Raw genomic sequence first — 4,316 nt, forward strand, 5'->3', positions numbered from 1 at the left:
CAAAGGCAGGCGACGTCAAAAATCAGCATCAGACCCGGTCAAAAAACTATGGCTGAATTCGGATGTCGCAATCTTCGAACACCGCTACCCAACATTTACGGCCATCCTGATCACAGCAGACGGAGCTCTTTCCCCATAGGCCACACCCAGCCCCCGCGGCTTCCTCCCTGAGAGGTTTGTCAACGCGGGCCACAGCCAATCCACGCCGATACCGCGCGCAATGACCCGCGTCGAAAAACCTTCATCGAAGGGTGAGTTTGCTGCGGTTAGTTAGAACGGCTGCTCCAAGATGTTCCGTACTTAACTTCGCTGGTCCCGGATATGGGCAATGCGCGGGACTTTTCGCACGTCTACCTTTGTCGAGCATGCAAGTGCAGAAAGCCGAAAACGATGCTTTCGGTCGCGCGCACACACTAGTTTGCCAAATCAGTTGATTTTCCAGATGCGGGGCTTACCCCGCAGCGTTTGATCGCAGCCCGCAGGTCCGGGGCCTTGCCAAGGTACCGCCAGATCGTCTGATAGGTTGTGATTTCGTTGCCGGTTTCCGGCTCTGTCCCAAGGATCAGCCCGTCCAGCGTTGTGGCATTGTCGAAATCCCCGAGCGACAGCACGATGCAGGAGGTTGATTTTCGCATCTTGCTCTCCTGAATGACACAGAACAGGCGCCCGGCCTGCTGCGTGGCGATGCCCTCGAACTTAAGCCGCTTCGGCAGGTTGATCTGGTCCCGGGGGTAGCGGGCGATGATCTTGACTGCCGTGCCGCGACCGCTTTGCGACAGCTTGACCAGATGGATGTAGACATTTGAGGGATCGGCCGGGTCGGTGAGGTAGGCCTGATAGTAGCCGGTCTGCGCGGCGGGCTTGCTTTGGTTCAGAAACAGACGCTGGGCAAAGCTGGTCGCCGGGTCCCGTGCCGTCAGCAACGGCGGGCGCAGCCGGACCAGCTCGCGGAAGGCGTCCGGCGCCATGAAGATCTCGTGCTCGTCGACACCGAAGAAATCGCAGATCCGCCGCAAGGTTTGCAGCGATGGCTGGGACTGCCCGGCCAGGTAGCGGTTGAACTGCGTCCGGTTCAGATTGGCACGGCGGCAGATGTCGGCCACCGATTTGCCGTAGCTGGTGAGAGTGCCGAGGTTTTGAGCAAGGTGCGACGGCACGGCTTAATCTCCTGACGCTGGTAGACGCTACTATCGTCCAATCAGCGTCCATTCGCAATGCTTGTTCCGATTGCCCGGGATTTCCCGCGCAGCCTAGCCTGTTGCCATGAAGACCAACACAACAGGGAACACCATGAAGCACTTCAACCACCTCGCATGCAGCACGGCGATCAGCCTTGTGTGCAGCGGATTGGCCGGCACCGCGGTTGCGGAAACGGCTGATCTGGTCATCCAGCACGGCCGCATCCTGACGATGAACGAAAACCGCACAAGGGCCAGCGCGATTGCGGTGAAAGGCAACACCATTCTGTTCACTGGTGATGATGAAGCGGCAGCGGATTTCATTGGCGCGGATACCCAGGTCATTGACGCCGAGGGGCAGATCATCCTGCCCGGGCTGCATGACGTGCATATCCATCCGCTATTTGCCATCGACCCGGTCTACAACGGCGAAAAATTCGAATGCAGTTTCGATGGCGCTTCGGTCGACATGGATGAGACCGTGACCAAGCTGCGGGCTTGCCTGGAACAGGCCCAGCTGAACGGCGATGGCTGGCTGATCGGCAAGTATTTCAACCCGCCGTCGCTGCTGAGCGTGACCGAGACCTACCCGAGCGTCATTGCGGCCCTGGACGCGGTTTCCGCCACAACACCGATCCTGCTGGAAGGATCCGACGGACATGCCTTCGGGGCCAATACCGCGGCCCTGGCGCAGGCGCATCACCCGGACACTGGCAAGCGGACCCCGGTGACGGCTGCCAGCCTGAAAGCGGACTATGCCGCTTATGCGGAGTATTTCAACACCGATGCCGATGGAAATCCGGACGGTACGGCGAAGGATTTTGCTGGCCATATCATCGGTGCCCCCGTTGCGGGCCTCGAAAACTACAAGCCGGTGCTGGATGACCTGGCCGGGCTGATGGCGTCGAACGGGATAACCTCGGCCCAGGACGCCTGGGTTTTTGACGAGATTGCGGAGGTCTACGAATATATGGAGGCGCAGGACCTGCTGAAGTTCCGCCTGCGGCTCAACACCCATATCGACAGCAACGTGATGGGCGGGCGCACCCGCGAGCTCGACCTAAACGCCGCCATGGCCCATGTCGGCGCCATGCGCGCGCGGTTCGAAGGGTCGGAATACATCAAGGCGGACGGGATCAAGATGTTCGTGGACGGCGTGGTGGAATACCCGACCCAGACCGCGGCGATGCTGAACCCCTATCTGGAGCCGGTGATGGGCGAGGGGCTGGAGATCAAGGGTTATGTCGATCAGGACGGCGAGATCTGTGGCGAAGCCCGCGCCCATCTGGCCGACTATGCAATCCCCGCGGCGGCCAATGCCTTCCGGGAGGCCCACGGCCATGATGCCTCGCAATGCGAGAAGCGCTACGGGCTGCTGGAATTCACGCCGCAGGAACTGAACCGCGCGGTGACCGCCTTTGATGCGGCGGGCTTTACCGTTCACATGCACGCGCTTGGCGACGGCGCGGTGAAGACCGCGCTGGATGCGATCGATGCCGCGCGCAGCGCAAACGGCAACAACGGGCTGCCGCACAATCTGGCGCATATCCAGTTTGTTGCCGATGAGGAAATCGCGCGCATTGGTGAGATGGAGGTCGTGGTAACCCCGACCATGGCCTGGGCGGTACCGTTCTGGGAATATGACACCACGGTCAATCCCTTCATCAACAAAGTGGATTCACTGGTGGATCTGGACAAGCTGTACCGCCAGGACGGCCTGTGGGGGGACCGGGTCTATCCGTTCCGCAGCATCCGGGATGCCGGTGGCATTGTCGCGGCGGGCAGCGATGCGCCGGTGGATGTGCCGTCGCCGCAGCCCTTCGTCAACATGGCGGCGGGCATGATCCGGGCGGACCTGCTGCCGGCCAACCCGCTGTCAAAGGATGAAAACGGGGAAACCGTGGTGGTTGCGGTCAATGCGGAGGAAGTGCTGGAACTGGACGATGTTCTGGCCGCTTATACGGTGAACGGCGCGATTGCGATGGGGCAGCAGGATCTGACCGGGTCGCTGGAGCCCGGGAAACGTGCAGATCTGATCATGATTGATACCGACATCGAAGCACTGTCGCAGAATTCGGAGACGATCTGGGACATCGCGGAGACCAAGGTCCTGCTGACGGTCTTCGATGGTGAGATTATCCATGACATGCGCTGAAGCGATCGCAATTGTCCAAGACAGTGGCCCGGGCAGTTTCTGCCCGGGCTAAAAAGCCAGGTAAACACGCTGCATCATGGGCCAGAATGGGATCTGCGCTGCCTTGCGGCTCCGTAGTGTGCTAGTCCCGGTCCCAGACAGCTGTCGTGGATGCCGCAGGTGACCCAGGAGGCCGGGTAACCTGGTGAGCTTTCCCTCGAACGAGATACTTCGGCTACAGGGGCGTCGTTGCAGAACTCCCTCTAAAGGCCTGACGGCGGATTCAACCGGTCATCTATGCCTCCGTGAATGGAGTGTTGCGGCGACCGGCTGATCCCCCCAATACCGTTGTCACGATTGCCAGAGTTCTTGGGCCAGCACAGCCTCCAGGCGTCGATGAGGGGCACGGACAATTGTTGTGACAACGCCGCAGTTGAAACTTTCTTCAAGACGACCAAAGCAGAGCTGATATGGCTGCGCTCATGGCCGACAACCGGATGCCGTCGGGTAGGAAAGCCAGGCAGATCAGAGCCCATTTTTGATGAGTCATATTTAGCGAGTTTCACCGCAGCTCCGGACTGCTTAGACAGCTCCAGCAAGAAATTTTTCGTACAGCGTTCTTCGAGTTTGATCTCTTCATGACACAAAAAGCTAAAACCCTGTTGCTTTCAGCCGAACGCTTAGCGGGCTGAATTTAGGTCAGTTAGGCTGACTTATTTAACATAAGCCGGATTATAGTACAGGGGTATGTAGCTGCGGTGGATTCACATCCGAAGTGCAAATTCTGTATCAAAACAGATGTTTGCATGGAGGCTATTGAATGGGACGCAATTACCCTCACCTGAGTTTGGAAGAACGCCGGAAGATTGCCAAGTGGCGTGAAGCCAAAATGCCGGTGCCTGAGATCGCAGACCGGCTGGGCCGCGCAGCGTCTACGATCTACCGGGAACTCAAGCGTAATTTCTTTGATGACAAGGAACTTCCTGAGCTGAACGGATACCACG

Annotated in this window: 3 protein-coding genes and 1 pseudogene; 3 read left to right on the plus strand and 1 reads right to left on the minus strand. The window is 59.0% G+C overall.

Annotation, left to right across the window (positions count from 1 at the left end):
* Positions 1-413 precede the first annotated feature (413 nt).
* Positions 414-1,157: a helix-turn-helix transcriptional regulator gene (locus tag GKC28_RS25845; protein ID WP_174149800.1), complete on the minus strand. Its 744-nt coding sequence runs from the start codon at positions 1,155-1,157 to the stop codon at positions 414-416.
* 106 nt (positions 1,158-1,263) lie between these two features.
* Between GKC28_RS25845 and GKC28_RS25850 the strand changes: the two genes are divergently transcribed.
* The 3 genes and pseudogenes from GKC28_RS25850 to GKC28_RS25855 all read left to right on the plus strand — a co-directional run.
* Positions 1,264-3,333, plus strand: coding sequence for an amidohydrolase (locus GKC28_RS25850; RefSeq protein WP_174149801.1), 2,070 nt, complete (start codon positions 1,264-1,266; stop codon positions 3,331-3,333).
* 319 nt (positions 3,334-3,652) lie between these two features.
* Positions 3,653-3,804 (plus strand): annotated as a pseudogene (locus GKC28_RS26645) (IS3 family transposase); the annotation flags it as partial.
* A 328-nt stretch (positions 3,805-4,132) separates the two neighbouring features.
* Positions 4,133-4,316 (plus strand): helix-turn-helix domain-containing protein (locus tag GKC28_RS25855; protein WP_174149802.1); only part of this gene is annotated, 184 nt, incomplete at its 3' end.

This window comes from Leisingera sp. ANG59 (assembly GCF_013317235.1).
Classification (GTDB): Bacteria; Pseudomonadota; Alphaproteobacteria; order Rhodobacterales; family Rhodobacteraceae; genus Leisingera.